Source organism: Brevundimonas sp. AAP58, from assembly GCF_001295975.1.
In the GTDB taxonomy this organism is placed as follows: domain Bacteria; phylum Pseudomonadota; class Alphaproteobacteria; order Caulobacterales; family Caulobacteraceae; genus Brevundimonas.
Genome location: NZ_LJHU01000019.1, coordinates 1 through 23,654 on the forward strand (window position 1 = coordinate 1; position 23,654 = coordinate 23,654).

Sequence of the window (23,654 nt, forward strand, 5' to 3'; positions counted from 1 at the left end):
CCCAGCCGATCGGCGGGGACACCTTCGGTCGGCTGCGGCGCGCGACGGCGAGCCTGGCCCAGTGCGAGGCGGAGCTGGCGGCGGCGCGCGTGACCTTCTCGCCGACGCCGGACCGGGTGAACTCGGCGAGCTGCGGCCTGACGGCGGCGGGGGTACTGGGGCCGGACTACGGCACGGTGGCGCGGATGACGCCCGGCGACGTGACCATGACCTGCGCCCTGGCCGCGGCGGTCAGCGTCTGGCGGCGCCAGTCGCTGGAGCCGGCGGCGCGCGAGATCCTGGGCTCCGACGTCGTGGCGATCGAGCACATGGGCGTCTACGCCTGCCGGGGCGTGCGAAACGACAGCGGAGAGATGGCCCGGGTCAGCGCCCATTCGCGCGCGGCGGCCCTGGACTTCAGCGGCGTGCGCCTGAGGGACGGGCGGCGGATCACGGTGGCGGGCGACTGGGGCGGCGACAGCCCGGAGGCCCGCTTCCTGCGCCGCATCCGCGACGACGCCTGCCGCGTCTTCGGCACCGTCCTCAGCCCCGACTACAACGCCGCCCACCGCGACCACCTGCACCTGGAGGCGGAAAGCGCGCGGTTCTGCCGCTAGAAGGCCCGCGCCGCCACCGGGGATGGGGCGTCAGGAACTGTAGATCGACATCGCACCCCGACCGCGCCACCCTGTCGGGCAAAAGGGAAGGGATGATCATGCGAGCACACGCGCCGACCTATGGCGGCCTCGTTCTGGTGACGGCGCTGGCGACGGCCCTGACCGGTTGCCAGACGCCGCCCCCGCCCCAGGTGGGGTCCTGGATCGCCGCCGGAGGGATGCCGCCGCCGCCGCAGGGCGAGTGTCGGGGCGTGGCGCACATGGACCTGACCCGGCCGGCCCGGGAACAGGCCGGCCGCCCCCGGGACCCGCGCAACCCCGACGCCACGGGCTTCATCGACCTGCCCGCCTCGGCGGAAGCCCTGATCCCGTCCGACGCCCTGGTGGTGATCCGCGCCCGCCTGCCCGCGACGGCCCAGTATCAGAACGAGGTCGTTTCCGTCGTCTGGCGGTCGGCCGACGGCAACTGGAGCGGATGGCGTCAGGACCGGCAGTTCGGCGCCCCCCCGCCCCCGCCGCCGCCGCCGCCCCCGCCGGGCGCGGCCGAGGGAACGCCCGCCTATCGGGCGGCCATGGAGGCGCGCGACCTGTATGAACGGACCCAGCGCGATCCGGACCTGCGCTGGCCGCCCCGCACGGGGCCGCTGACGGCGCGCACGGTGCAGAGCCTGGAGACGGCGCTGGCCGATCCCTGCCGGGCCTGGGACCCGGCCGACTTCCCCTTCGTCCAGCCGCTGCGGCGCCGCGAGAACGGCAGCGACACCCGCATGTGCCCCCCCGGCGGCGGCCGCTATCTGGGCGACATCACCGAGCCGGGCCGCCCCCGCCGCGCCATCAGCGCGGCCTGCATCAACGATACCCCGACCTATCAGCTGATTTCCGCGACCGCGGACGCCGAACCGGAGGGGTGAGGGATCAGGCGGCGGTGGCGGCGGCGGCGTCCAGCCGGGCGGCCTCGGCGTTGATGCGGGCGCGCCAGTCGGCGGCCTCCTCGGGCGGCAGGACGGCCAGCATCCTGGGCACGTTCCGCTCCATGCGCGCGGCCTTCATGTCCGGGTCCCACGGCCACCGCTCGGCGGCCCGGAGCATGTCCAGCGTGCGGGTCAGGGTGTTCACCGCGATGGGGTAGGGGACGACGTAGGCGGGCGGGCCTCCCCCGGTCGAGCCGGAGGATGACGACGGGGCACCGAAGAGGTCGGGTTGGTCGTTCACGCCGCCTTGCGGGTCAGGCGTTCCAGTTCGCTGAAGAACTCTGCCTTCATCCGCTCCGCTTCCTCGGCGGGAAGCCAGCGCGCCATCTGGGGGAAGACGGTGCGCCACATGCGGGTGTTGCGCTCGTCCCAGGGCAGGCGGTCGGCGGCGCGGGCCTGCTCCAGGACACGGGTCAGCTTGGCCCGCGCGCGAGACTCGTGGTCCACCGGCCTGGGGGCCGGGGCCTGAAGGCGGTCGCCGCCTTCGCCGAACAGGCTGAACTGGTCACTCATCGTCGGGCGTGGCGGTCTCTGCGGCGGCGTCCGCCGAGGCGAAGCCGAGGCTGTCGCGACTCAGGGGATCGTCCAGGGTCTGAGCCAACAGGCTATCGGCGCGGAGGTTCAGGTCAATGAGCTCTGCCACTCGACCCACAAGATCGCGAAGCTGGGGGATGAAATCGGGCGCGGTGGCGTCAAGGCCTTCGCGCGCCGCCAACCATCGGGGGACGAGGCGATAGCCGCTGACGGCGAAATCCCACACCTCGCGCGGCAATGGAAAAATCTCGCCTGAGCCGTCCTCGCAAAGGGTCAGCTTCACACCGTCCAGATCGCGAGGATCGATGGGACGCAGCTTCCCGCTCGGTGCGGTCTGGGCCAGAGCGAGTCCCTTGGTGTAACCCGCGCCGGGTGGGCGGGCGAAGGTCTGGATCGCGCGGATCTCCGCGCCAACAGCCGCTGCGGCATCGAAAACGGCCCGGTCGGCCGGGAAAGGGATGTGCGGGAACACGTCCTCCAGGTCCTCGGCGAAGCGGGTGGTGTAGGAAGTGGCTGACAGGAGCGCGAGGATAGCGTCGAACACCGCTTCGGGTGTGACCTCCGAGCCGTAGGCGTCGGCCAGGGCGGTGACGAGCTCGGGTTTCAGATTGTGAGGGCCATGGCCGGGGCGGCGGTCGTAGAGGGGGAAGGCGTAGCCACCGTAGCTGCCGCGAAAGGCGTGGCGGTCGGGAATCAGGCCGTGGCACCAAACGGCAGGTCCGGCTTTGGTGCCGCTCGGGAGCGCAAACAGAGCAATGTTGTTATTCCCCCAAGCCGCTTGGAGGGTGGGACGTAACCGGTCGTTCCAGGCCCGAGATGTGTAATGAGATCGAACGTCTAGTGGTCTGTAAGCCGCGTCTTGCACAAGGGCCTGTTGGACTCCCTGCTGTTTGGCGACCGAGGCCGGGTTCATCGTCGTCGAGTTGAAAGCGAAGTCGAGGCGCTCGCCTTCATGAGAAAGAACCTCTGCTAACCGCGTCATCAAGAGCGACTCTGAGAAGTCGTAGACGACATGATCTCGTTTTGACTCAACGCCAGACGAGTTTAAGCCGAAGCACTCGCTGATCGACAACAGCTCGCCGTTCAGGAACGGCACGGGTCGCATATCGTCCAGAAGTCCCCGATCAACCTCCACCGCGCCGGGCAGCGCACCCTCGGGCTCACCCTCCAACATCCACGCGAGCTTAGAATTGCGAGACGTTCGCCCCTGCTCCCAAGCATCGACATAGTCGACGCGCGCCAACTCCCCTTCCGCCTTCGATCCATCCGCAATCGCGACTGTGATGGCCACCCCGGTTAGTATGTTGAAGACGTTGCCGTCGCCCTCAACTCCAGCCCTCGCGCCTGCTCGCCCGTCGCCGCGCAGGTCATAGACCTCGATCCGGTCGAACCGCTCGCGCAGCATCTTGCGCAAACCCGCATAGGGCTTGCCCGTCAGGTATTTGCGGTTGGAGATGAAGGCGATGACGCCCTTCTTCGGCGCGTTGTCGGCCTCGAACAGCTTCCACATGGCCCAGCGCCAGAAGGCGACGGACAGCTCGGGGAAGGTGTTCAGCTGATTGCCCCAGCCCGCGTCGCGCACCGGCTTTTTCAGGTCGTCCCAGACCCCGTCCATCCAGCGCCCCACGAGGCTTTCGTTCTCGCCGACCTCAAGCCGCCGATAGGGCGGATTACCGATGATGGCGAGGATCGGCTGCTGGGTCTTGATCCGGTTCGATTCTGCCCGCTCGTCCTGAATGCCTTCCGAGACGAAGCCCAGCGCCCCGGCGGGCGCCGCCGCGTTGGGCTCGGCCAGGGTGTCGGTCAGATAGACGCCCAGGCGCGGAAGCCTGAACGTCGGGTCGACCTTGCCGTCTTTGTCGCGCGCCAATGTGTGGTGCAGGCGATAGTGGGCCACCGCATAGGGGCCGATCAGCAGTTCGAACCCGTACATGCGCGACGCCAGGCCGCGCAGGGCGGCCGGGGCCTGACCCGGCCCGTCGGTCTCGCTGACCTCCCGCCGCAAGCGATCCGCGATGCCCAGCAGGAAGGTGCCGGTGCCCGTCGCGGGGTCCAGGATGTGGACGGTCGGATCGGCGATGCCCTTGGTCTTCAGGTCCTGCTTCAACGCCCGGTCAAGCGCGCCGACCATGAAGCGGACTACTTCTACCGGGGTGTAGTAGACGCCGTAACGTTCGCGCGCCGCCGGATCGAAGGTTTCGAGGAAGAACTCATAGAAGTATAGGATCGGGTCCGAGCCGTCCTTGCGGATCGCCAGAATGTTCGGGTCGAAACCGTTGACGGTCTGGAGCATGACCTGAAAGCCGATGCCGACATCGGCGGCGACTTCCTTCAGGCTGAGAACGCGCAAGGCCGTCTTCATCAGCGGATGCTCGTCCGGCATCTGCTCGTAGGCGTCCTTGTCGACCGGCTTTCCGCCCGTTGCTTCGCGTACAAGCAGCAGACCGAAGGCGAGCGTCTGAGCGAAGGCGCTGGAAAACAGATCGTCGAAGTCTGCGGCCGAATAGCCACCCGCCTCCGGGTGGGAATAGAGGACGTCGCGGAACTCCTGTCGCACTTGATGAAGCGGGGTGCCGGTCACGCCGTCCGCCGCCAGTTCCGCCAGCCGGTCGCGCACGATGCCACGCACCAGCTTGGCCGAATGGGCGAGAAGCTCGGCCAGATGTTCTGCGTCCTTGGCCTGGGGCGGATCGGCCTGGACGAGGCGTTCCAGCAGGTTGAGGGCGGCGGTTGGATCGTGGGCGTCGATCAGCTTGTCGGCCGCCGCGTCGTCGCGATTGGGGTCAAGCGCCTCTTCCGGGACCAGCGTGGCCTGCCCTTGATCCTCGCCACGTGCATAGAGCCGGAAGCCGTGGAAGTTGCTGACCGCCCAGTTGGGCAGTTCCGAGAAGCGGATGAACTGCCGCCGGTCGTGCGGTGTGGTCCAGCGCGCGCCGCTGGTCGGCTTGTCCAGCGCCTTGAGCTCGATGAAGGAGCGGGCTTCCTCGCCGGGCCGCTTGAGCGCGAGGTCAGGACGACCGACGCCCGCGTTGATGAACTCCGCCAGGACGATCAGGTCGTGAGGCGCGGCCGGAAGGTGCGGCAGGAGTTTTTCGACCAGCGCCTGAAACAGCGGCGCGAGCCCCGGTTCCGTCACGTTGGGATGGGCGCGGCGAGAGTCCCGGATGGACTTGGCGTAGGCTTTCAGTAGCGCGCGCGAATCGTCTGTTGGCATGCGGCCCCCCTTGAGCCCGCGCACCTCACCCGCTTCGCCCGGACGTTGCAAGCGTCCGGGCTGTAGAGGTGCTGAACCCTACCTGCGAATACGCGCCTGGACCTCCAGCTCACCGATCCGCCGCTCCAGGTATGCCCGGTCGTCGGCCGAGGCCGTGATGCGGGCGTAGGCGGCGTCGAGGCGCATCAGGTCCTCGAGCTGGACGCGGATGCGGTCGGCGGCCTCGCCGCGGTTCAGGGAGGGCAGGGCGCGCTCGATGGCGGCCAGCCGCTCGCGCGGGGTTTGTTGCCAGGCGCCACTGCCGTAGCCGACGTCGCCGAGGCGGGCGTCGAGCGCGTCCAGACGGGTCTCGATGTCCTGGCGCTCGCGCGCGGTCAGGCCGCCGCGCTGATACTCCGCCTCCATGCGGATCAGGGCGGCGTAGTCGGCGCGCAGGCGGGTGGCGTCGGTGCGGCTGAGGCGACGGGCGCTGACGGCGGCGTCGACGCGGCGGTCGAACTCGGCCCGGCCGTCGGCGACGGACGAATAGCCGCCGACGTCGTCGCCGTAGCCGCCGTCCTGAAGCGCGCGGGTCAGGGCGTCGTAGCGGGCGGTCAGGTCCTGGCGTTCCTGGGCCGTGAAGCGGCCGTCGCGACCATAGTCGGCCTCGAGCCGGACCAGGGCGTCATAGTCGGTTCGGATGCGGTCGGCCGACCAGGATTGCAGCGCGCCCGAGCGCACCTCGGCGTCCAGGCGGGCGTTGAAGGCCGTCTGCTGGCCGGCGAGCGCGCGGCGGCCGCGACTCCATTCGCCGTCGACCGTGCCGGTGGTCTGGCCGCCGAACAGGTTCTGCAGGATCTGGCCGAACACCTCCTGGCCGGAGGGCTGGGACTGGCTCTGGCCGTAGGGGGTCTGGTTGTAGGGGGTCTGGGCGACGGCGCCCGAGGCGAGCAGCATCGTGCCGACGGCGAGGCCGGCGAAAAGGGGTCGGGTTGTCATGAGAGGTCTTTCTGGGCTGGGCCCTGTCGAACCCCACACAACGGTCCCGGGCGGTTAAGGTTGCCTCGCCCCCCGGAACAGCGCCGCCGCCACCAGCCAGGCGGCGGTGAAGACGCCGGTGGTGAGGACGATGACGACGGGCCACTGTTCCGTGCCCGCGCCCCAGTCGGCGAGGTAGGCCCAGGTTCCGATGCCGAACTGGACGGCGGCGGCGGCAGTGAGGACGGCGCTGAGGCCGCCGGCGCGGAAGCGGACCAGGATCGATCCGAACAGCACGGTGGCGAGCACCAGGCCGAACCACAGGTTCTGCGGATTGTCCTCCGAGCCGATGACGCCGACGGCGCCGTTGATCCAGAACAGGAGGATGGCGGTGGCCAGCGTGACCAGCACGCCCAGGCGGTAGCTCCAGTCCCGCGAGGCGCGAACGGCGACCTCGCAAAGCGCGCCCGCGCCGATCAGGATCGCGCCCGCCAGCAGGAAGTCGAAGGCGGTCCACTGGACCTCCGGATTGAAGCGCATGGCGATGGCGGGGGTGATGAGCAGCGCCGCGACCGCGCCCCAGCCGATGAGGCGAAGCAGCGGCAGCAGGCGCTCGCGGGGCGGGGCGACGGGGGATGGGGTGTCGGTCATTGCCTTGGGCTCCGGATCGGGTGAGGCTTGGAGCGTGGCGGACCGGGCGGTGGGCGTCCTGAGCCGGACGTGAGGAAACGCTGAAACCCGTGCCGCGCCGCGTCTATCGCTTCGACCGCTTCGAGCTGGATCCCGAGGATCGCCGCCTGACGAAGGACGGGGCGACGGTGGAGGTCAGCGGGCGGTATCTGGACGCCCTGGTGCTGATGGTCTCCGAGGCCGGGCGGCTGGTGACCAAGGACCGGTTCCTGGATGAGGTGTGGCGGGGCGTGCCCGTGACGGACGAGGCCCTGACCCAGGCCATCCGGTCGCTGCGCCGGGCGTTGGGCGATGACGCCGCGCGGCCCCGCATGATCGAGACGGCACCCAAGCACGGATACCGCTTCATCGCCCCGGTGACGGTGGTGGAGGCGGGCGACGCCGTGGAGCCCGTCGTCGCGGCGCCGGTGAGCGAGGGGCGGGCCCGGCCCCGCACCGGGCCGGACCGGACGGACCGGGATCGGCTGGTCTCCATCGGCCGGGCAGGGACGCTGGGGGGGGCGGCGGCCGGGGCGATCGGGGGGCTGATCTATGGGGCGCTGGGCGTGCTGGGCGGCGCGGGCGCGGGCGTGTCGGGCGTGCTGGTGATGATCTGCGTCACGGCCCTGGTCGGCATGGCCGGCGGAGCGGGCGTCGGCTTTGGCATCGCGGGCGGTGAACAGGCCGTGCCGGGTGGGCTGGGCCGGGTGTTCGGCGGGGCGGTCGGGGGGCTGCTGGTCGGATCGGTAGTGAGGCTGCTGGGGCTGGATGCGTTCGAGCTGCTGTTCGGGCGGGCGCCGGGCGCGATCACGGGCGCGCTGGAAGGGGCCATTCTGGGCGCGGCCGTCGGGGCGGGCGTCGTGCTGGGCGAGCGCGTCGGCTGGTCGTGGAAACGGCGCGCAGTGGTCGGCGGACTGGCCGGCGGGGTGGCGGGCGTGGGGATCGTGGTGGCCGGCGGGCGGCTGCTGGTCGGCAGTCTTCAGACGCTGGCGCAGGCCTTTCCGGACACGCGGTTGACGCTGGATCCGGTCGGGGCCCTGTTCGGCGAGACGGGACTGGGGCCCGTGTCGCACGCCGTGGCCAGCGGGCTGGAGGGCCTGCTGTTCGCAGGCTGCGTGGTGGCGGCGATCGCCCTGGCTACCAGGTCGGAGAGCTCCGCGCCGGGCCGAGCAGGACGGCGTTGATCAGGAGTGGCTTGAGACCCTCCAGATAGCCCCGCACCGTGGGGTCCTGGGTGAAGGCGATCAGCTGGCCGCGGCCCAGGCTGTTGACCATCACCGCCGGCTTGAACGCGAGCCGCGCGCGGTTCTCGGCCCACATCTGGCCGGAGACGACCAGATCATTCGGCCCGGCGAAGCGGACGACGTTGACGCCCTCGCCCTGACCGAGCGGGGCATAGATGTCGGCGCCCTGGACCAGCACATTGACGGTGGGGGCGATGCCGGCGGTGAGCCAGTGCTCGGTGTCGACCTGGGCGAGCGCAAGGGCGCCGGCGACGCTGGCCGGGCCAGGCTCGGCGACGCCGATCAGGCTTTCGTAATGGGCCTCGTCGGCGATGATGTCGGCGGCGTCGTCTTCGGCCTCCGATGAGGGGTCCTGGCGGCGGGAGGCGAGCAGGTCGGCATCCTCGTCGGCCATCAGGCGGCTGGCGCGGCCGAGCGTGATCAGCGTGCCGCCGCGCTGGACCCACCCGCGCAGATTGGCCATGCCGCCGGAGCCGAGCGCGCGTTCGTAGTCGCCGCCCTCGGGCAGGATCAGGACCTGGTATCGCGAGAGGTCCGCCGAGGTCAGGCGCGCGGTCCGCACGACCGTGACCGGCAGGCCGAACTCGCGCTCGAGGATATAGCGGACGGCCCCGGCCGCCGTCGGGCTGGTCGGCTGGTCCCAGGCGACCGCGATGTTGGGCGCGCGGATAAGGACCGCCCCGTCCGAGCCGAAGCTGGGGCCATCGGAGACCCAGCTGTCGGCGATGCCGGTGACGCGGGCGCCGGTCTGGGCGGCGAGGGTCTGCAGGCGCTGATCGAGGTCGGCGGGGCTGCCCGAGCGGGTAATCAGCATCGTGCCGGAGGGCCAGCGCCGGCCGTTCTTCTCGAAAGCACGGTCGATCGAGCGAACGGCCAGGCCCTGCTGGATCGCCGCGGCCATGAGTTTCAGCCCTGCGACGCCGGGCTGGACCAGGTAGCCGTAGGTGGCGCCGGCCTCGGCGACCGAGCCGGGGCGGACCAGCGTCGATCCCGCAGGCGTGGTCGCGACCGACGGGACCGTGCCGCAGCGGGCGAAGGGCACGTTGAACATTACCGGCATGGACCAGGCGGTCACGTCATAGATCTGGTCGCCCAGACCCCGCGCGCGGCGCCGCTCCTGTTCGGCCAGGAAGTCGGGGTCGAGCGGCACGTTCTGGCTCAGCAGCACCTCGGCCATGCGGCGCTGGGGCTGGGCCAGCGGCACGACGTAGGAGCCGGCGGGGTAGCTCTGGCCGCAGGCGGTGAAGGCGGCGCTGGCGCGGCCGACCTCGACGCCCGAGCGGGTGAGGAGCCCCGCCAGCTTGTCGACGGTGGTCGGATCGGCCGGGTTGGGGGCCAGAACGAAGGTGCCGCGCCCGCCCGATACGCCGTCCTGACCGTAGGCATAGGCGTTCCTGAGCAGGCGTTCGCGATGGGTGGCGGCCGCCTCGATCGTCGAAAGGGTGGCGATCAGCTGGTTCCGAACCGTCTCGCGGTAGGTCAGGATCTCACCGGACGACCGCCGCGCCGCCAGCCCCCGGGCGGAGCCCTGCTCGTAGGTCATGGAGACCACGCCGAGGTAGGCGGGCCAGCCGTCACCATAGCCGGGATAAAAGGCGTCGAACGTCTGGCGGGTGAAGTAGGGGATTCCGGTCTCGTCGAACCGGCGCGCGGTGTTGCGGCCGATGATCTCGCGGCTTTCCAGTGTGTTGCGCGTCAGAAGGGGATTGAGCGGTTCGGCCTCGGGCGGGAAGAAATAGGTCTGGTCCGTCCCCATCTCGTGGACGTCGGCCAGAACTTGCGGGCGCCAGGCCAGGACGAGGGCGGCGTGGCCCCGGGTTTCCGGCTGGGTCTGGATGAACCAGTCGCGGTTCAGGTCGAACAGGTCGTGGTTGAAACGACCGCCGGGCCAGGGCTGGTCGCGCTCGGCCGACAGAGGGTCGGGGTTCGGACGCGTGCCCAAGCCGGCGTTGAAGCTGGCGGTGAAGCGGTCGCGCCCATCCGGGTTCTGGGTCGGGACCATGATGACAAGGGTCTTGGAGAGCCAGTCCTGAACCGCCGGATCGCGCGAGGCGAGCAGGTGGTGGGCGGCGGCCATGGCGGCGTCGGCTGGACTGATCTCGTCGCCGTGGACGGAAAAGGCCATCCAGACCACGGCGGGCTGGTCGGCGATGATCGCCTGGGCCTGGGCGGGCGTGGTCACGCGCGGGTCGGCGAGCGCGCGGGAGTTGGCCTGGATCTGGTCCATGCGGGCGATATTGGCGGGCGTGCCGATGGCGGCCCACCACAGAGGGCGCCCTTCATGCGTGCGGCCGTACTCGCCGATGACCACGCGATCAGGAGCATGGGCCGCGAGGGCATCGAAGTAGCGCCGGACATCCGCCGGGCGGGTGACGACGTCGCCGCTGTCGTAGCCGAGAACCGCGCGCACCGTCGGCACGCCGGGGTCGAACGACGCGCCGACGATCAGGGGCTCGGGCGCGGTCTGGGCGGGGGCGGAGAGCGGGGCGGACAGGGCGGCGAGCGCGACGAGGCTGGTCGCGGCGAGGCGGGCGAAGGCGGACGACATCTGAGCAGTGACCCCGAGGAACGAGGTCTCACCCTATCGGCGGGTTCTGAAAAGCCAAGGCGCACTTTGGGCGCCTTGCGGGGGCAGTCGCCTGGCCCGTCGCTTGACTGTCTCACACAGTATATGCCATACACTGTGTATCACACACTATGTGGCGCACGGAGTTTCGCCTTGTCCGCCGATGACGAGCTTTTTGAATCCATGCGGCTGGAGCTGCGGCGCGGGTCGCTGGTGCTGGCGGTACTCGCCTGCCTCAGGACCGAGCGCTACGGCTACACGTTGCGTCAGGCGCTGGCGGCGGACGGGCTGGAGATGGAGGAATCGACCCTCTATCCCCTGCTGCGCCGCCTGGAATCCCAGGGGCTGCTGCTCAGCGAGTGGCGCGAGGAGGAGAAGCGCAAGAAGCGTTTCTATGTGCTCTCGCCGCTGGGCGCGTCCCTGCTGGACCGACTGACCACCGAATGGCGAGCCATCGGCGGCTCGCTGGACCGGCTTCTCTGACATCCGAACATTCACTGGGGAGGGACAGGCCATGACCACGCCGTCCGACGACATCATCGAACGCTGGCTGGAGGCCGTGGCCGCCCAGCTGCCACCCGAGACGCGGGCCGACATCACCGACGAACTGCGCGAGCTGATCGTCTCGCGCATGGAGGCCAGGGAGGCCGAACTGGGCCGCGACCTGACGCCAGCGGAAGTCGAGGGGGTGCTGAAGGAGATCGGCCATCCGCTCGCGGTCGCCGCCCGCTATCGCGCTGGCCCCGATAGCCTGATCGGGCCGGAGTTGCTGCCCTGGTGGCTCTATGGGGTGAAGGCGGGGCTTCTGGTGCTGCTGGCCATCCACGCCCTGTCGCTGGTCGTCACCCTGGTCAGTGGGCCGCGCGATCCTGGTCAGGCGATCAGTCAGGCCTTCCACGGCTTGTTCGGCTCCGGGCTGACGCTGATCGGGGCGCTGACCCTGGCGGGCGCGGTCATGGAGCACTACCGCATCCGGCCGAAATGGATGACGGAATGGCGTGCGAAGGACCTGTCGCTGTTCGGCCTGTCCGATCCCACGACCTGGGGCGTCAAGGCCAGGGAGGCGTCCAAGGCTTCGACGCAAGGCGGCGTGAACATCCACCCCGTTCGTGTGCGCGTCGGCAATTCGAGCCCGGCGGGCGAGGCGGTGTTCTCGATCCTCGCCCTCGGCCTGTTCATCCTGTGGTGGCTGGGTCTGGTCAGCTTTCCGGGGCTGGCGACCTTCGAGATCGCGGATCAGCCCGTCACAGTGGCCGGAGCGCCGGTGTGGGCCGCTCTCTACGCCCCCATCCTGGCCTTCGCCCTCGTGCAGATGGCGATCGACCTGTTCACCCTGATCAACCCCACGGCCGAGCGGCTGAGGGCGCTGCTCCGCGCCGCCGTCGCCGCGGCCAACCTCGTTCTCCTGTGGTTCATCGTCCAGGCGGGCGACCTGTTCGTCCTGACCTCGGCCGGACAGACGGCGACCGTCGCCATCGATCAGGCCTATCTGACGCTCGACTGGCTGCGCATGCTCGACGAACGCGGACGCGATCTGGAGGGTGTGGCCCTGACCCTGTCGATCCTGCTGACCTGGTCGGCGGCGGTCATGGCGGTGGCCTTTGTGGGGGCGATCCTGGCCAATCTGGTTCGGATGATCCGCGGCCGGGCGGCCTGACGCTGAGATGTCCGAAAACCGCGAGACAGGGGCCGGGATCGGGTCCAGTCTCGTGGCATGGACACCGCCGCGCACAGTCTGGATCAGGAGGCCTGCTACCGGGCTGTGCTGACGCGCGACGCGCGGTTCGATGGGCGCTTTTTCGGCTGCGTGAAGACGACGGGCATCTATTGCCGTCCGGTCTGCCCTGCCCGGACGCCGAAGCGCGAGAACATGATCTTCGTGCCGACGGCGGCCTCAGCGGAAGAGGCGGGCTTTCGGGCCTGTCTGCGCTGCCGGCCCGAGACGGCCCCGGACATGGGAGCATGGCGCGGCACCTCGAACACCGTCAGCCGGGCGCTGGCCCTGATCGAGCAGGGGGCGCTTGATGAGGGCGACGTCGATGCCCTGGCCGGACGGCTGGGGGTTGGCGAACGCCAGTTGCGGCGGCTGTTTCGCCAGCATCTGGGGGCGGCCCCGGTCAGCGTCGCCCAGACGCGGCGGGTGCTGCTGGCCAAGGCCCTGATCCAGGAGAGCGACCTGTCCATGGCAGAGGTGGCGCTGGCGTCCGGATTCGGCTCGGTCAGGCGGTTCAACGAGACGTTTCAGGCGCTGTACGACCGCCCGCCCTCGACCCTGCGTCGGCGGACGGAGCGACCGAGCGAAGGCGGGGTGCGGCTGAGCCTGACCTATCGGCCACCCTATGACTGGGACGCGATGCTGGCGGCGCTGGCCGCGCGGGGCGATGCGGTGGAGAGCACGGTGTGGCGTCGCGACCTGTCGCGCGAGATCGACGGGGCGGTGGGTCGGGTCACGGCGACGCCGGGCGAGCCGGGGCGGCTGAGACTGGTCGTGGAGGCCGATGATCTGAGGGCCCTGCCCGGGGTGCTGGCCCGGGTGCGGCGGGTGTTCGACCTGTCGGCGGACCCGGAGGCCATCGCGCGCGACCTGTCGGCCGACCCCCTGCTGAAGCCGCTGGTCGAGGCGCGGCCGGGGCTGCGGCTGCCGGGCGCCTGGACGGACACGGGCGACGACGCCCCCAGCGACCGGCTGGATGATGCGGCTCTGTCCGAGCGGGCCGAGCGGTGGCGGCCCTGGCGGGCCTATGGGGCGCTGCACCTGCGCGTGGCGGGGATCGCGGCGGCCGACATCATGGAGATGGACGATGACCGACAAGCGGCCTGAGGCCCAGACCGAGATCTTGACGCTGGACCGGATGGCGACTCCGGTCGGGGAGATGCTGATCGTGACGGACGGCCACGGCGCGGTCCGGGCGCTGGACTTCGCCGACTACGAGGCCCGGATGCGGAAACTCCTGGCGCGCCACGCGCCGGGCGCGACGATCACGCAGGGTCGGGCCCCAGAGCCGGTGCGGGGGGCGATCACGGCCTATTTCGACGGTGACGTGCGCGCGCTGGACGCCCTGCCGGTGAAGACGGCGGGCACGGCCTTTCAGTCAGAGGTCTGGGCGGCGTTGCGCGCCATTCCGGTCGGGGAGACCCGCAGCTATGGCCAGTTGGCCGCCGCCATCGGCCGACCGAGCGCCGTCAGGGCCGTAGGGCTGGCGAACGGCTCCAATCCGGTCGGCGTCATCGTACCGTGCCACCGGGTGATCGGGTCGAACGGATCCCTGACCGGTTATGCGGGCGGGCTGGACCGCAAGCGCTGGCTGCTGGCGCATGAGGCGGCGCACGCCGTCTAAGGGCGCGATCGCTCCCGACGCCGTCGCTCAATGCTGGAGCGCGGGGCCGAAGCGGCCGGTTCAGGCCGGGTTCATGCGCGGTTGTTGACGGTTTGATGACCATAAGGCTTGTCGGGTCACCCCCCGCCGTGCTGCTTATGCCGCCATCGCGCCGCAGGGGCGTCGACATGCAGGGAGTGAGCCGTTGAGTTCGACGGATGGGGGAGGCGCTCTCGCGCCCCGCAAGACAATTCTGGGACACCCGCGCGGGCTGGTGATCCTGTTCCTGACCGAGATGTGGGAGCGCTTCTCCTACTACGGCATGCGGGCGCTGCTGATCTTCTATCTGACGCAGCACTTCCTGTTCGGACCGGCCGAGGCGCAGGGCATCTATGCCGCCTACGCCGCGCTTGTTTACCTCATGCCGGTCATCGGCGGCCTGATCGCGGACAAGTATCTGGGATCACGCCGGGCGGTGATCATCGGGGCCGCCCTGCTTGTGGCCGGTCACTTCACCATGGCTTTTGAGGGGTCGGGCGGCAAAGAATACCTCTCCGTCGGAGGCACGGAGTACGCGCTCGAGGTCGAGGGGCGCGACACGGATCGCCAGATCTTCGCTGTCGTGGGCGAGAACCGTGTGCCCATCTCCATTCAGCCCGAGGGCGTGACCGTCGAGGACGCGGAAGGCCATCCGGCCGGTTCCGGGGCCCAGGCCGCCGCCGCTGCCGGTTTCCCGACCCAGATCGCCACGGGCGGATACTCCACGCGCGTGGAGCGCGACCTGCAGGCCGAACCGATCCTGTTCCTGGCCCTGTCGCTGATCATCGTTGGCGTCGGCTTCCTCAAGGCCAACATCTCGACCGTCGTCGGCGCGCTCTATGAGAAGAACGACCCGCGTCGGGACGGTGGCTTCACCATCTTCTACGTCGGCATCAATCTGGGCGCGGTTCTGGCCACGTCGCTTTGCGCCTGGCTCGGCATCGCTTACGGCTGGGCCTACGGCTTTGGTCTGGCCGGGATCGGCATGTTGTTCGGCCTGGTCACCTTCATCCTCGGCCAGAGCTGGCTGGAGGGACGCGGCGAGCCAACCCGGCCAATCGAGGGACGCAAGCTGCTGGGCGTGCCGCTGGTGCCCTTCTTCTGGATCGCCGGTCTGGTCGCCGTCTTCCCCACCTGGCTGCTGATGCAGCGCAACGCCCTGGTCGAGGCCATCCTGATCCCGGTGGCGATGGCGACCTTCATCGCGGTGGTAGGCTATACGGTCATCCGGCTGAAGGGGGCTGAGCGAACCCGCATGCTGGTGGCGCAGGTGCTGATCTTCTTCTCGGTCCTGTTCTGGGCCCTGTTCGAACAGGCGGGCTCTTCGCTGAGCCTGTTCGCCGACCAGTCCACCCAGATGCCGTCGTGGTTCAACGCGGCCCAGACGCAGCTGTTCAATCCGGCCATCATCGTCGTGTTCGGCCCGATCTTCGCGGCGCTGTGGGTGTGGATGGCCAAGCGCAACATCGAGCCCTCCACCCCGGTGAAGTTCTCGATGGGCCTGATGTTCGTCGGGCTGGGCTTTCTTGTCCTGACCTGGTCGACCGGCAACGCCGCGAACGCGGACTTCCGCGTGCCGCTATTCTTCCTGTTCCTGACCTACTTCTTCCACACGCTGGGCGAGCTCTGCCTCTCGCCGGTCGGCCTGTCCATGATCACCAAGCTGTCGGTGGATCGCGTCGTCGGCATGATGATGGGGGTCTGGTTCCTGTCGAGCTCGGTGGCCCACATCGTCGCCGGTCTGATCGCCAAGGCCACGGCGACCGACACCGTCGCGGGCGTGGTGACCAACCCGGCGCTGGCGCTGCAGACCTATGGCTCGATCTTCGGCACGATCGGCTGGGTCGGCGTAGGCGTGGGGGTCTTCCTTCTGGTGATCTCGCCGATCCTCAAGAAGGGCATGGCGGGCGTTCACTGACACGGCCTGCCGGCTGAATGCGGAAAGGGCGGGGCCGCGAGGCTCCGCTCTTTTTGATTCCGCCTGGTCCTGGCTCAGAGCGTCCGTCGAACCTGGATGAACACGAAGGGATCTCGAGAGGTGCGTCGCACCTCACGAAAGGCCAGGGGAGCGATGTTCCGCGGACCGGAATAGATCTCGCGGTCGGACCCCCGTTCACGGCGGGTGAGGTTGTTCAGTTCGACGCGCACGGTCAGCTCTGGCTGGGGCTTCCACTGGCCGTAGAGCTCGAGTTCAGGCTCGGTGTAGGAGGTCCGCACCTCGCGCACCCGGAAACTGCGGCCCCGGTCGGTGTTGCAGTCGTGCTCAAAGCCCCAGGACCAGCGACCGCCCCGCAGGTCCTGGTTGAAGTCGATGCCGCAGCCGAAGGCCTGGTTGCCCCGGAAGCGACGCTCCTCTCTCGTGACCGGATCGGTCACCGAGGTGTCCGACCAGCTGCCGCGGGCCTGCAATCGGCCATTGGGCACCCCCAGCCGGTCGGTCGGCAGGGTGAGCTGGACCTGAAAGGACGCGGCCGTGCCATCGCCGATGTTGCCGACGCCGTCGAAGCCCCCGCTCAGGGGAATGAGGTCCACCACGTCCTCGTATTCAGCGTAGGACCCGGTCAGCTCCAGCGCGCCCTCGTCCCAGAACCGGCGCTCGTAGATGGCTTCCAGGACCGTGACCTTCTGCGGTTCCAGATCGGGATTGCCGCCCTCGACCTGGCCGAGATCGATGTCGGCGGAGGCGACGAAATCGCCGAAATCCAGCTGGCCGACCTCGCGCTCCAGACGCACGCGGACCTGATGTCCGGCCGCCGGGGTCCAGGTCGCCTGCAAGCGGGGCTTGGGATAGACGAAGGACTTGCTCAGGTCGCTGTCGCCCGACTGACTGATCTCCGACACCTCGACGCGCAGCCCGCCCTCGAGCGTCAGGGTCGGGTCGAGACGCCAGGTCGCCTGGCCGAAGATCTCGCCACGTAGCTCCTCGACCTTGACCGAGGAGGACGGCACCGGGATGGCCACCCCGTTGTCGGCAAAGGCATTGGCGCTGTCGAGAAAGTTGTACGCCACCTCGCCGCCAGTCTCGAAGGCCCACCGATCATTGGGGCGGAAGCGAAGAACGGCACGGCCGATTGATTCGCCCGACGAGGAATCGGCGATGAAGGTGGAGCTGTCGCCGCCACTTTCGGAAACGCCGGTGTAGTCCTCCGTGGACCAGCGCTGGAGGCCGATCAGGTCCAGCCCGGTGCGCGGGCCGAGGTCGCGCGTCCAGTTGATGCCCAGCTCGCCGTTGATCTCGTCGGAACTCTCTTTATTGAAGCTGTCGACGCCCGCCCCGGACCGGATCAGCAGGTCCTGGGTATCCTCACGGCCGAACCAGCTCACCAGGCCGTTCACGCGCACAAGCCCGCCGGCGAGGCCGCGCTGGACCGCGCCTGTCGCCCGCACATTGCGGATGCGGTCGCGCAGGATCAGGTCGGCGTCCTGGATCAGGCCACCGGACGGGTCGAACCGTCGGCGATAGCCGTCCGACGTGCCCTCGGTCCGGTCGATGAAGGCGCTGATCGTCCCCTCGATCTGGTCGTCGCCTTCGCGCCGCGACCAGCGTCCTGACAGGACCGGTCCGATGTAGCCGTCGGAATAGATGTAGGCGTCGGCCTCCAAGACCCGCTCGATGGTCACCGCGCGGATCAGGACGACATTGGCCACCACCGACCGGCCCTGCATGTCGATGCCGGGCGCGCCGCCCCGGATCAGCTCGATACGGGCCACCGAGGCGGCCGAGATGCGCTCGAGCACATCGTCGAGGCCGTCACTCTTGGTCGAGGGACGACGGCCGTCGATCAGGACATTGCCGCTGGCGCCGGCCAGGCCGCGCGTGCCGCTGTCGCCCGAATCGAAGGCGAAGCCCGGCAGGCGGTCGATCATGTCCCGGGCCGTGTCCGGCTGGGCGTCGGCGAAGAAGGCGGGTTCGAAGACCAGAACGCCTTGCTGGGCCACGGGCGTGCCTTCAGGCGGGGTTTCCTGCGCCAGGGCCGGACCGGCCAGGGCGCAGGCGGCGGCACCAGCCAGCCAGATCGCTTTGGGCATGCATCCCTCTCCCTGTCGGTGAACGACGCCTGGCGCGCACCGGCGATCGAAGGGTCGGGAGGCATGCGGCAGTCACGGCCCCCGGGTCAAGGGGCCGTCGGGCCGCAGAGGACCTAGAAGGTCTTCCTGACCCGGATCTGCCAGAAGGTGCGCGGGTCGGTGGGGCGCAGCTCGGTGAAGGCGATGGGTCGGGCCGCCGTCCGATCGGCGAAAACCGTGCGTTCGACCTGGAAGTCGTTCCAGACATTGACCTGGCCCCGGATCGCCCAGGTCGGGGTCGGCTTCCACTCGATATTGGCCTCGAAGTAGTCGCTGCCGGTAAAGCCTGAAATCTGGTCCGGGCCATAGTTGAACTGGCGCAGGCTCTCCAGATAGGTGACCGCCCAGTTGATCCGCCAACTGGTGATGTCCTGGGCGATGGTGAAGGCGGGCTGGGACGGCCGCACGTTCGAGATCGGGCGGTCCTCGCCCGTCGTCGGGTCTGTGACCGAGGTGTCGTTCCAGGTGTTGCGGAACCGGAACTCTCCGCCGGAGAAGCCGGCCCAATCCATGGGCAGGACGACGTTGACGGCCAGCTGATCCAACGTCCCGTCGCCGATGTTGCCGACCGCCGAAAGGTTGTTGGGCAAGGGCAGGCGGTCGATGACGCCGATGATCTCATCGTGTCGGTAACCGATGGAGACGATGCCGTCGCCCATGAAGCGGCGTTCCCAGGTCAGCTCGCTGATCCAGCGCTCCTCGGGCTCGAGGTCGACGTTGCCGCCGAACAGCTGTTCGTCGTCCAGATCCGCGCCAGCAGCGAAGTCGCCGAAATCCAGCTGGCCCAGTTCCCGCTCGAATCGGAGCCGGATCTGGTTGTTGGCCATGGGGGTCCAGGTCGCCTGGAAGCGGGGCTTGGCGAAGAAGAAGCTCTTCTCCTGTTCGGCGTCGCCGGACTGGCTGATGGTGGAGGCCTCCAGCCGCACCCCGCCTTCCAGCGTCAGATTGGGGCGGATGCGCCAGGTGCCGCGCGCAAAGATCTCGCCCCGGGTCTCCTCGACCTTGATCTGATCCGAGGGCAGCGGAATGACGACGCCGCCGTCGGTCAGTTCCTGCTCGATCTCGAGCATGTTGTAGGCGACCTCGCCGCCGGCCTCGAGCGTGACCGAGGACGACCGCTCCCAGCGCAGCAGGGAGCGCAGGATGGTCTCGGATGCATTGCCTTCCGAGGCGAAACGCTGGAGCGGGCCGGCCACGCCATTGGTGGTGGTGACGAAGCTGGCGCCGTTCTCGAAATCGTTCCACTCGCGGATGAAGCGGGTTTCCGACGTCAGTCCTGTGCCCATCGGGCGGGTAAAGACGGCGCCGACCTCGCCGCTTGTGCCTTCCTCGGCGAAGCGGCTGTCGCGCAGGACGCCGGGTCCGTCCTGGAGGCTGAACTGGCTGTAGTCGTTCTGACCGAGGCGGGCCGTCAGGTCGATCTTGCCGCCCATGAAGGCGTCGGCGTAGTTGACGCGGATCGACTGACCGCCGCCGGTCTGGTCGTCGTAATAGCCCTCGTCGCGGGTGACCACGCCATTGGCGTCGCGGCGCACCACCCGGCCGACGCCGTTGGAATCGTTGATCGCCACGCCGTCCGACAGGGTGAAGCCCCAGACGCGGTCGCCATTCCTGCGCGTGAACTGATAGGTCCCCGCCGCCCGGTCGGTGCCGCCCTCGAAGAAGAAGCCGTTGAGCGTAGCGATCTGCTCGGTGCTGGCATTGGTCCGCGTGATGACGTTCACCACGACTGAATAGCCCTGCATGTCGATGCCGGGCGCTCCGCCCCGGATCAACTCGATGCGCTCGACCTGGGGCACCAGGGTGCGCGACAGGACCGAGGAGCCGGTGTCGTTCTTGGACGCAGGCCGCGCGCCATTGATCAGGATGTTGCCGACCGCGCCCTCGAAGCCGCGCGAGCCGTCGCCGTCCTGGACCGAGAAGCCGGGAATGCGGTTGACCATGTCCAGCGCCGTGTTCGGGCGCTGGTCGGCGAAGAAGTCCGGCGTGAAGACCAGAACGCCCTGCTGGCTGGCGTCAACCAGCGGCTCTTGCGTGGTCGGGCCCGTGGGCACCAGGGTCTGGGCGGCCGACTGAGGCGCGGCCGCGCCCGACGCGTCAGGGGCTGGCGCAGTCTGCGCCAGGGCACCCGAGGCGCTGAAGATCACGGCCGTCGTGGCCAGAAGAATGGATTTGGTCATCGCCTGGGGTTCCCCTTGTTGTGAGGGGAGATGTGGCGGGGTGACGCGGGGCTGTCCCGTTACAATCCGGACAGGTGGATTAAATCGCCGACAGATTACGGCATTGTAATCATTGCGACTTATTCGGACGAATACTCATAACGATCAGCATAGTAGGGCCGCGGGCCGAATGACGGAGGGGCTTTGTCTTGGTCGGTTTCGTGCCGGTCCCGTTCAGGGCCCGAACTCATGGGTGCGGATTCGGCCCCGCGTGCGGGCGCGCGGGCCAGGAGCTGGTCAAGGCCGAACCAGCGGGAGCCATCGTCAAGCGCGTCGCGGCGGGGTCGCACGGGAAGCTCGCCTGGCGACAGGTCTTCGAGAGCGACCGGGCGTGGCAGGGGCATGCGCGGCAAATAGGTGAGGTCGTGATCGGGTCCCGCGTAAGCCTCTTCCGGCAGGAAGGTGGGGTCCTCGACCACGGCGACCCGGTCCAGCGCCGCGTCGTCGAAGCCGTCATTGATCTGTCCGACATCCAGGATGCCGCCCTCGACGATTTCGGGCTCGGGCGGGGTGACCAGGTCGATGGCGATGCGAGGCCCCAGGGCGCGGCCTTCGGCGTCCGTGCGTGGGGCGAAGGTCCAGCCGGCGAGCGCGAGCCCGGCGACAGCGGTGACGGCGGCGGCGGCGATCAGTCGGGGTCGGCGGGCGATCAGGGACACGGCGGAAGCTCCTCCAGTCGCGCAAACGACCCTCTCACGCCGAGGGTTCCCCCGTCGAGCCCTTGCGGCGGCGTTCGCCCCGGCAGCGATCCGAGCAGGTCGTGATGCTGTCCCAGTCGCGCGCCCACTTGGCCCGCCAGGCGAAGGGACGGTTGCAGACGACGCAGTCCTTGGTCGGCAGGTCGCCCTTGCGAGGCGACGTCCCCTTGTTGACGTGCTTTCGCGACATCCGGCCTTCAAACCTTCCCTTTACGTCCGCGTCAACTTTGCGTATGGATCACGCATGGCGACCGCCGACGATCATCGCACCTATTCGATCCGCCAGCTCTGCCGCGAGTTCGGGGCGACGGCGCGTGCGCTGCGGTTCTATGAGGACAAGGGGCTTCTGACGCCCGCGCGCAAGGGCCAGACCCGGGTCTATGACGCACGCGATCGCGCCCGGCTGAAGCTGATCCTGCGCGGCCGTCGCATCGGCTTCACCCTGACCGAGATCCAGGAGATGCTGGATCTGTATGACAGGAACGACGGCAACACCCATCAGATGGCGATCGCGCTGCGGCGTCACCGCGCCCAGATCGAGGCCCTGAAGCAGCAGCGCGAGGATCTCGACGCCGCCATCGAGATGGCCGAGGAAGCCTGCGCGGCCATGGAATCCCGGCTGAAAGAGCAGCGGCCCGACCTTCTGCCCGGCGCCGAGGAATACGCCTCGGTACTGCGCGAACGCCTCGACCACCACCACCATCATCCGTTCAAGCTGAGAGCCTGACCCCATGGCCTACAAGGCGCCCGTTCGCGACCTGACCTTCATCCTCAACGAGGTTCTGGAGATCGATCGCTATTCCAACTCTCCGGGATTCCAGGACGTGTCGTCGGACCTGGTCCAGCAGATCCTGGAGGAGGGCGCCAAGTTCTCCGAGGAAGTCATCGCCCCCCTGAACAAGGTCGGCGATCAGGAAGGCTGCAAGTGGGACAACGGAAAGGTCACCGGACCGACCGGCTGGAAGGAGGCCTATCAGGCGATGGTCGAGGCCGGCTGGCCCGCCCTGTCGTCCGACCCCGAGTTCGGCGGCCAGGGCATGCCCGCCGTGGTCGGCATGGCGTTTGGCCAGTTCACGGCGGCCGCCTCCCCGGCGTTTTCGATGTACCCAGGCCTGACACACGGCTGCTACGAGGCGCTGCACGCCTCGGGCTCGCCGGAGCAGAAGGCCAAGTATCTGCCCAAGCTCGCCACCGGCGAGTGGGGCGGGACCATGAACCTGACCGAGCCTCAGTGCGGCACGGACCTGGGCCTGATCCGCACCAAGGCGGTGCCGAACGGCGACGGCAGCTATTCCATCACCGGCCAGAAGATCTGGATCAGCTCGGGCGAGCACGACTTCACCGACAACATCATCCATCTGGTGCTGGCCCGCATCGAGGGGGCCCCGGCCGGCATCAAGGGCATCAGCCTCTTCGTGGTGCCGAAGATCCACGTCAACGACGACGGGTCGCTGGGCGAGCGCAACGAGGGCGCCCAGTGCGCGGGCCTGGAGCACAAGATGGGCATCCACGGCAACGCCACCTGCGTCATGGCCTATGACGGCGCCAAGGGCTGGCTGGTCGGCGAAGAGAACAAGGGCATGGCCGCCATGTTCATCATGATGAACGAGGCGCGGCTGGGCACGGGCCTGCAAGGACTCGCGATCGGCACCGCCGCCTATCAGGCCGCCGTCGAGTTCGCCAAGGACCGCGTCCAGGGCCGCAGCCTGACAGGCCCGAAGAACCCGGACGGCCCCGCCGATCCAATCATCGTCCATCCGGATGTGCGCCGCATGCTGCTGGAGGCCAAGGCCTTCGTCGAGGGCGGCCAGGCCTTCATCCTGTGGACCGCGCTCCAGGCCGATCTTCAGCGTTCGGACGATGCGGCGACTGCCCAGAAGGCCCGCGACTACATGGGCCTGATCACCCCGGTGCTGAAGGCCTATCTGACCGACAAGGGCTTCCATGTCGCCTCGCTGGCCATGCAGGTGCACGGCGGCTCGGGCTACACCGAGCACTATCCGGCCTCGCAGTATCTGCGCGATGCCCGCATCACCATGATCTATGAGGGGGCCAACGGCATCCAGGCGCTGGATCTGGTCGGTCGCAAGCTGCCGGCCAACGGCGGTCGCGCCATCATGACCTGGTTCGGCGACATCGACGCCTTCGTGGCCGAGCACGGCGGCGCGGGCGAGAGCGTGAAGCCCTTCGTCGACGGCCTGGCCGACGCCAAGAAGCAACTGCAGGAGGCCACCATGTGGCTGATGCAGAACGGCATGCAGAACCCGGACAACGCCGGCGCGGCGTCCACGGACTATCTGAACATCTTCGGCCTGACGGCGCTGGCCTATGTCTGGGCCCAGATGGCGGTGGCGGCCCAGAAGGCCATCGACGCCGGCTCGACCGACCCCTACTACGCCACCAAGCTCCAGACCGGTCGCTACTTCGTCGAACGCATCCTGCCCGACGCCGGCGCCCACCTGAAGAAGCTGAAGACCGGCGCGGACGTGCTCATGGCCATGCCGGCGGAGGCGTTCTGATCTGACGCGGACCTCTCCCTCCCCCGGCGGGGGAGGGGGGGGG

General features: G+C 69.1%; 20 protein-coding genes. 10 read left to right on the plus strand and 10 right to left on the minus strand.

The annotated features are described in order from the left end of the window. Positions 1-596 (plus strand): extensin family protein (locus IP78_RS03355; protein WP_054110302.1); only part of this gene is annotated, 596 nt, incomplete at its 5' end. Between the two features lie 98 nt (positions 597-694). Further along, on the plus strand, positions 695-1,507 hold the full coding sequence (locus IP78_RS03360; RefSeq protein ID WP_156320264.1) for a hypothetical protein: 813 nt from the start codon (positions 695-697) through the stop codon (positions 1,505-1,507). 4 nt (positions 1,508-1,511) lie between these two features. Here IP78_RS03360 and IP78_RS03365 read toward each other — a convergent pair whose 3' ends face one another. The 5 genes from IP78_RS03365 to IP78_RS03385 all read right to left on the minus strand — a co-directional run bounded on the left by IP78_RS03365 (position 1,512) and on the right by IP78_RS03385 (position 6,923). Further along, entirely contained in the window at positions 1,512-1,808 is a 297-nt protein-coding gene (locus IP78_RS03365) for a hypothetical protein (protein ID WP_054110304.1), read from the minus strand. Beyond that, the gene (locus IP78_RS03370; protein WP_054110305.1) at positions 1,805-2,080 is read right to left on the minus strand and encodes a hypothetical protein; all 276 of its coding nucleotides are present in this window, start codon (positions 2,078-2,080) and stop codon (positions 1,805-1,807) included. Before IP78_RS03370 ends, IP78_RS03365 begins: the two co-directional genes overlap by 4 nt. After that, entirely contained in the window at positions 2,073-5,315 is a 3,243-nt protein-coding gene (locus IP78_RS03375) for a type ISP restriction/modification enzyme (protein WP_054110306.1), read from the minus strand. The genes IP78_RS03370 and IP78_RS03375 overlap by 8 nt, the downstream gene beginning before the upstream one ends. 78 nt (positions 5,316-5,393) lie before the next feature. Continuing rightward, positions 5,394-6,293, minus strand: a complete 900-nt coding sequence (locus tag IP78_RS03380) for a hypothetical protein (RefSeq protein ID WP_054110307.1) — start codon at positions 6,291-6,293, stop codon at positions 5,394-5,396. A gap of 54 nt (positions 6,294-6,347) precedes the next feature. Then, the gene (locus IP78_RS03385; protein WP_054110308.1) at positions 6,348-6,923 is read right to left on the minus strand and encodes a hypothetical protein; all 576 of its coding nucleotides are present in this window, start codon (positions 6,921-6,923) and stop codon (positions 6,348-6,350) included. An 89-nt stretch (positions 6,924-7,012) separates the two neighbouring features. Here IP78_RS03385 and IP78_RS03390 point away from each other — a divergent pair, with 89 nt between their 5' ends. Next, positions 7,013-8,125, plus strand: a complete 1,113-nt coding sequence (locus IP78_RS03390) for a winged helix-turn-helix domain-containing protein (RefSeq protein WP_054110309.1) — start codon at positions 7,013-7,015, stop codon at positions 8,123-8,125. Here IP78_RS03390 and IP78_RS03395 read toward each other — a convergent pair. Continuing rightward, a complete protein-coding gene (locus tag IP78_RS03395) occupies positions 8,079-10,733 on the minus strand; it encodes a M14 family metallopeptidase (protein ID WP_054110310.1) in 2,655 nt (884 codons plus the stop codon). The two genes, IP78_RS03390 and IP78_RS03395, sit on opposite strands and share 47 nt — an antisense overlap. Before the next feature lie 171 nt (positions 10,734-10,904). On the opposite strand from IP78_RS03395, the gene IP78_RS03400 reads away from it, so the two are divergent. The 5 genes from IP78_RS03400 (at position 10,905) to IP78_RS03420 (ending at position 16,025) form a co-directional block, all read left to right on the plus strand. Next, entirely contained in the window at positions 10,905-11,234 is a 330-nt protein-coding gene (locus IP78_RS03400; RefSeq protein WP_156320265.1) for a PadR family transcriptional regulator, read from the plus strand. Positions 11,235-11,265: 31 nt separating this feature from the next. After that, positions 11,266-12,408: a hypothetical protein gene (locus IP78_RS03405; protein ID WP_054110312.1), complete on the plus strand. Its 1,143-nt coding sequence runs from the start codon at positions 11,266-11,268 to the stop codon at positions 12,406-12,408. A gap of 57 nt (positions 12,409-12,465) precedes the next feature. Continuing rightward, on the plus strand, positions 12,466-13,572 hold the full coding sequence (locus IP78_RS03410) for a bifunctional transcriptional activator/DNA repair enzyme AdaA (protein WP_054110313.1): 1,107 nt from the start codon (positions 12,466-12,468) through the stop codon (positions 13,570-13,572). Then, positions 13,553-14,089, plus strand: a complete 537-nt coding sequence (locus tag IP78_RS03415) for a methylated-DNA--[protein]-cysteine S-methyltransferase (protein ID WP_054110314.1) — start codon at positions 13,553-13,555, stop codon at positions 14,087-14,089. The genes IP78_RS03410 and IP78_RS03415 overlap by 20 nt, the downstream gene beginning before the upstream one ends. Before the next feature lie 184 nt (positions 14,090-14,273). Continuing rightward, a complete protein-coding gene (locus IP78_RS03420; RefSeq protein WP_197272360.1) occupies positions 14,274-16,025 on the plus strand; it encodes a peptide MFS transporter in 1,752 nt (583 codons plus the stop codon). 74 nt (positions 16,026-16,099) lie between these two features. On the opposite strand, the gene IP78_RS03425 is transcribed toward IP78_RS03420, so the two are convergent. From IP78_RS03425 to IP78_RS03440, 4 genes are all read right to left on the minus strand, one after another. Beyond that, the gene (locus tag IP78_RS03425; protein WP_054110316.1) at positions 16,100-18,136 is read right to left on the minus strand and encodes a TonB-dependent siderophore receptor; all 2,037 of its coding nucleotides are present in this window, start codon (positions 18,134-18,136) and stop codon (positions 16,100-16,102) included. 113 nt (positions 18,137-18,249) lie between these two features. Then, positions 18,250-20,355, minus strand: coding sequence for a TonB-dependent siderophore receptor (locus IP78_RS03430; protein ID WP_054110317.1), 2,106 nt, complete (start codon positions 20,353-20,355; stop codon positions 18,250-18,252). A gap of 119 nt (positions 20,356-20,474) precedes the next feature. Further along, a complete protein-coding gene (locus IP78_RS03435) occupies positions 20,475-21,053 on the minus strand; it encodes a hypothetical protein (RefSeq protein ID WP_054110318.1) in 579 nt (192 codons plus the stop codon). A 34-nt stretch (positions 21,054-21,087) separates the two neighbouring features. Next, positions 21,088-21,282, minus strand: a complete 195-nt coding sequence (locus tag IP78_RS03440) for a DUF2256 domain-containing protein (protein WP_054110319.1) — start codon at positions 21,280-21,282, stop codon at positions 21,088-21,090. 54 nt (positions 21,283-21,336) lie between these two features. Between IP78_RS03440 and IP78_RS03445 the strand changes: the two genes are divergently transcribed. Together IP78_RS03445 and IP78_RS03450 are read left to right on the plus strand one after the other, a co-directional pair. Next, a complete protein-coding gene (locus IP78_RS03445) occupies positions 21,337-21,819 on the plus strand; it encodes a MerR family DNA-binding transcriptional regulator (RefSeq protein ID WP_054110320.1) in 483 nt (160 codons plus the stop codon). 4 nt (positions 21,820-21,823) lie between these two features. Then, entirely contained in the window at positions 21,824-23,611 is a 1,788-nt protein-coding gene (locus IP78_RS03450; protein WP_054110321.1) for an acyl-CoA dehydrogenase C-terminal domain-containing protein, read from the plus strand. Positions 23,612-23,654: the final 43 nt, after the last annotated feature.